The organism is Skermanella sp. (assembly GCF_059503625.1).
In genome coordinates, this window is the sequence record NZ_JCACHA010001139.1 from 1 (window position 1) to 5173 (window position 5173).

Annotated in this window: 4 protein-coding genes; 2 read left to right on the forward strand and 2 right to left on the reverse strand. The window is 65.8% G+C overall.

The window, feature by feature from the left end; all coding sequences use genetic code 11:
* Positions 1-57 precede the first annotated feature (57 nt).
* Together AC5JJ6_RS40625 and AC5JJ6_RS40630 are read right to left on the reverse strand one after the other, a co-directional pair.
* The gene (locus tag AC5JJ6_RS40625; protein WP_496047501.1) at positions 58-1254 is read right to left on the reverse strand and encodes a PAS domain-containing protein; all 1197 of its coding nucleotides are present in this window, start codon (positions 1252-1254) and stop codon (positions 58-60) included.
* A 95-nt stretch (positions 1255-1349) separates the two neighbouring features.
* Positions 1350-1904 carry a TetR/AcrR family transcriptional regulator gene (locus AC5JJ6_RS40630; protein WP_496047502.1) on the reverse strand — a complete coding sequence of 185 codons (555 nt, stop codon included), beginning with the start codon at positions 1902-1904 and terminating at the stop codon, positions 1350-1352.
* 338 nt (positions 1905-2242) lie between these two features.
* Between AC5JJ6_RS40630 and AC5JJ6_RS40635 the strand changes: the two genes are divergently transcribed.
* Together AC5JJ6_RS40635 and AC5JJ6_RS40640 are read left to right on the forward strand one after the other, a co-directional pair.
* Entirely contained in the window at positions 2243-3493 is a 1251-nt protein-coding gene (locus AC5JJ6_RS40635; protein ID WP_496047503.1) for a paraquat-inducible protein A, read from the forward strand.
* A 3-nt stretch (positions 3494-3496) separates the two neighbouring features.
* The coding region (locus AC5JJ6_RS40640; RefSeq protein WP_496047504.1) for a PqiB family protein at positions 3497-5173 on the forward strand (1677 nt) is incomplete at its 3' end.

The following is a 5173-nucleotide window of genomic DNA, read 5'->3' on the forward strand; positions in this document are numbered from 1 at the left end:
AACTTAAGCCGCCTTGTTGGACGATGGTCCGGCATCCATCGTAATGGCACGATACCCTCACGATGGCCGCGCGGGAGACCTGGCTATGATCTTGCCGGCAGGTACCGTCAGTCTCACTGTTGGACCCGTATCCAAGGTGAGGGTGAGTTCGGCTCCCATCTGCTCGGCCAGAACGTCGACGATGTCGCTGGGATAAATGAGGTCGCCGGCTGACCATGAGGTATGCTCATCCCCGGTCAGGCTGACCGCCAGTTCAATGACGTTGGTCTGCCGGTGGACCCTGAGCAACACTCCGATCAGGATCTCCTCCGCTGTGCCCATCCTGCAGATGTGACTGAAACGCGCGGCAATCAGTTCATTGGCGATCAAGCCCAGGGAAATGGCTGCCTCGACGTCGCACACGAAAGGCTCGGCATCGACCCGAACCGCGATACGCTCCTCGAACAGGATCATCAGGGAAGCGCAGATCTCCCGTAGGTGTTGGCTGAAGTCGATCGTCGTCCAGTTTTCAAAGCTCTCCAGCTGCCCATGAATGCTGCCCAGCACGCGGACGCGCTGCGTGATCAGATCGAACTGCCGTCGCAGTAATGGATCTCCGCGCCTGGCTTCCAGGTTGAGCAGCCCGATGATGGTCTGAAGATTGTTGCGGACCCGGTGATGGATCTCGCGGATCAATCCTTCGCGTTCCATCACCCGCTCCTCCAGCTCCTGCCGGGCCTGCCGCAAAGCCTGCTCGGCCTCGACCTGCCGCGTGATGTCATGCTGGTAGCCCACGAAGTAGGCCAGGATACCGGCTTCGTCGAAGATCGGGCTGATGTGTAGCTGGTTCCAGAACCGTGAGCCGTCCTTGCGGTAGTTCAGGAGCTTCACGCTGACCGGCTCTGCAGCCTCAATGGCATGGCGCACCTCGCTGCTGGCCGCCCGGTCCGTTTCCGGTCCGCTGAGGAAGCGGCAGTTGCGCCCCAGCACTTCGTTGCCCCGGTAGCCGGTCAGCCGCATAAAGGCATCGTTGGCGAAGATTATCGGGTTATCGGGCCGATGCGGGCTGGTAAGCACCGTCGGTGTATGGGAAGTCTTGACCATCGCGACAAATGGCCAGAACTCTGGATTCGGCTGCGCCTGCACCACGCTGCGGGTCTGGGGCGTGTATTCCGGTGGGGTCATGTCGATCGCCGGTACAGTTTCTAATGATCTGCAACAGACGATGACCAAGGTCGTGCCGCCGAATGCCGCCCGTTCACCGATTTCCGCCACCGTGGCCGGATCCGGTATCTATCGTCCAGCCTGTCCCTGCCGGGAGAAACCGGTGACCTTCAGGTAGCCTTGATGCCGGCTGACGGTCAGCCCCATTACCGCTTCCTGATCCCTTCGGTGAGCAGGCTGATGACACGGGTCACCAGGATCTCGCGTTCCTCGGCAGTCCGGCCCCGCAGGGCGCCGCTGAGCATGGGGGCGGCAAGGACGATATCGCGCGGCGTCAGGTCGGGCCGGCACAAGCCGGCCTGAGCGGCGCGCCGGATGGGGCTTTCCAGGATGGAGCAGGCCCGGGCCAGCGCCCGGTTCAGGAAGGCGCCGGCCTTTTCGTCGCGCTGCGAGCTGTCCCACCAGTAATTGACGAATGCCAGCTCGGTGCTGGCGCCCTCGCACAACAGGGCCAGCAGGTCGAACAGGGCGGTATCGGACTGCTCCATGCCTGTGACGGCGGCTTCCAGCTCGTCGATCGAACGCTCCAGCATCGCTTCGAGCATGGATCCGCGATCGGGAAAATGCCGGAAGAAGGTCGTTCGCGAAATGCCCGCGTGCTCGGCGACCTCATCGAGAAGGGGTATCGATCCGGTCGCCCTGAGGAGAGAGCTTGCCGTCTCGAGGATTGCGATGCGATTGTTGAGGGCGTCCGAGCGCAAGAACCTTCTCTCCTGATGCCGTACTTGGCGGCAAGCGCGCTTCACTTGAAAATTTCCCGCGCCGTACGGCCGACAAACGACGAACACGGATTGGCCTTTAGCCTGCCGCTTCGTTCTGTGCCATATTCCCCGGCAAGCCTCCTTGACTGCAACCGCGCCGATGTGGAATCAACCCTGCCCCAACGATCTCGATTGGCCGAGCCCATGTCCCCGGACGCCGAGCATGCCTCGGGAACCGCGAACGGCATACGGCGTATATGGAACCCTAAGTCCCACTTAGGAGTTATGCCGGAGCGTTCGTTCCAGCATGATCGCACACCGAAGACGGGACTATCCTGATGCCGACACAATCACTCACGGCCCCGGCGGGGCGGCCGCTCATGGCCTGCCCCGACTGCGGCTTGCTTCACGCGCTGCCCGATCTGTCGGCCGGTGAGAAGGTGGCGTGTTCGCGGTGCGGCGCGTCGCTGTACACCAGGCATGCCCATGGCCTGCATGCCACCGCCGCCCTGTCCTTGGCGGCGCTGATCCTGCTGGCTGTTGCGACGATGTTCCCGCTGCTGATCTTCGAGCTGGAAGGGCGCGAGCAGCCGGGCGGCATCCTGAGCAGCGCCGAAGCCTTGTGGAACGTGGGATATCCGATCCTGGCGGTGCTGGTCTTCTTCACCGTCCTGGCGGCGCCGCTGCTGAAGATCCTGTCGACGCTGTATGTCGTGCTGCCCCTGCTGGCGGGCCGCCCGGCGCCGGCGACCGCGCGCGTTTTCCGGTTGCTCAACCACCTCAGGCCCTGGGCGATGGTGGAGGTCTTCCTGCTGGGCCTGATCGTCGCCTATGTGAAGCTGTCGGACATCGCCACGGTCGAGATCGGCCCGTCGCTGTTCGCCCTTGTCGGCCTGATGGTGACGATGACCTGGGCGGAGGCGGTGCTGGACCCGCTCGACGTCTGGGACCGCCTGTCGCCGCAGATCAGGGCCGGCGGGATCACGGGTGCGGCACCCGAGCGGCTGGTCCGCTGCCACGCCTGCGCCCAGCTGACGGAAAGCGGGCACGGGCCATGCCCGAGATGCGGCGCCGCACTGCACAGGCGGAAACCCGACAGCTTCCACCGCACCGCCTCCCTGGCGGCCGCGGCGGCGATCCTGTACGTTCCGGCCAATCTGCTGCCGATCATGACGGTCGTGTATTTCGGCTCGGGCGAGCCGGACACGATCCTCTCCGGAGTCGAGACCCTGGTCGCGGCGGGCATGCTCCCGATCGCGCTGCTGGTCTTCTTCGCGAGCATCGCGGTGCCGGTGCTGAAACTGGCCGGGCTCTGCTACCTGCTCCTGTCGGTCCGGCGCGGTTCGGCCGCGCGCCTGAAGGAAAGGACGCGCCTGTACCGCCTGATCGAGGGGATCGGCCGCTGGTCGATGGTCGACATCTTCATGATCTCCCTCCTGACGGCGCTGGTCCAGCTGGGTGCCATCGCCACGGTCCAGGCGGAGCTCGGCGCGGTCGCCTTCGCCATGGTGGTCGTCGTGACCATGCAGGCGTCGCATGCCTTCGACCCCCGCCTGATGTGGGACGCCGCCATTCGAAGGGAGAGTTGAACCGTGGATAACAAGAACCGGGATGATGCCAAGGTCACCCCGGCGGCGGAGCCCGTGCGCCGCCGGCGCACCCTGCCCTCCATCTGGATCGTGCCCATCGTGGCGGCCCTGGTCGGCGGCTGGCTGATCTGGCGCACGGCGAGCGACCGGGGTCCGGTCGTGACGATCACGTTCGAAACGGCGGAGGGGATCGAGGCCGGCAAGACGAAGGTCAAGTACAAGGCCGTCGATGTCGGCACCGTCGAGACCGTCACCGTTTCCGAAGACCTCACGCATGTCCTGGTGACCGCCCGCATGGTCAAGCAGGCTTCGCCCTACCTGACCCAGGGCAGCCGCTTCTGGGTCGTCAAGCCCCGGCTGGGCACCGGCGGGATATCCGGGCTGACCACGATCGTTTCCGGCTCCTATATCGGGATCGATCCCGGCGCCGGCGAAGCGGAAAGCAGCTTCAAGGGCCTAGAGGACCCGCCGCTCGTCCAGACCAATACGCCCGGCCGGCGCTTCCTGCTGACCTCCAGCCGCCTGGGCGGCCTGGCGCCCGGCGTGCCGATCTACTATGCCGGCATCCAGGTCGGCGAGGTTCTCGGCTACGAGTTCACCCAGGACTGGGGGGAACTCCACATCCCGGTCTTCGTGCACGCGCCCTACGACAGGCTGGTCCGGCCGAACAGCCGCTTCTGGAACACCAGCGGCATCGAGCTGTCCTACGGCCCGGACGGGCCTGCCCTGTCGATCGAGTCCCTCCAGACCCTTGCGACCGGCGGTGTCGCCTTCGACACGCCGGGGATCGAGAACCCGAGCGAGCCCGCCGTCGAGGGATCGACATACCCCCTGTTCGAAAACCAGCGCAGCGTCGAGGCGGCGCGCTATACCCGCAAGCTGCCGTTCCTGGTCCATTTCGACGGCTCGGTGAGGGGGCTGCGGCCCGGTTCGCCGGTCGAGTTCAAGGGCATCCGCATCGGTCAGGTGACCGACGTGAAGCTGGCCTGGGATCAGGCGAGCAACAGCGTGCGCATCCCCGTCATGCTGGAGATCGAGCCGGAACGGATCGATTCGGCCCCGACCCCGACCGATCCGTCGGCGGCGTCCGCCGACTATGACAGGGTAGACGCGCTGGTGCGGCGCGGACTGCGCGCCCAGGTCCAGACCGGCAACATCCTGACCGGCGAACTGGTGGTGGCGCTGGACCTTTTCCCGGCGTCGCCGCCCGCCACCCTCGACACCTCCGGCCCGCTGCCCGAGCTTCCGGCCGAACCCAACGTGCTGGACACCGCCACCCGGTCGCTGACCGGGCTGATGGACTCGCTGTCCAAGGCTCCCATCGGCGAGACGGTCGAGGAACTGCGCGCGGCGGTCCATTCCGCCGGAGTCCTGCTCGGAGGTCCCGCCACCACCCAGGCGGTGGCATCGCTCAGCAGCACCCTGGTCGAACTCGACCGGACCATGCGGACGGTCAGCGGCGAGGCGGGTCCGATGATCCGCGCCCTGCGCGAAGCGTCGGAGAGCGTCGCCGCGATCGGCACCGAAGCCGAAGCCACCCTGAAGTCGACCAACAGGGTGGTCGGTTCGGCGCAGCCGGTGGTCCAGGACATGACCGGCCTGATAAGGGAACTGGCGACCGCCGCCCGGTCGATCCGGGTCTTCGCCGACTATCTGGAACGCCACCCCGAGGCCCTGATC

What these genes read in the sequence shown, in the direction of transcription:
- AC5JJ6_RS40635 (WP_496047503.1), top strand. Translation starts at nt 2,243, where the DNA reads ATGCCGACACAATCACTCACGGCCCCGGCGGGGCGGCCGCTCATGGCC.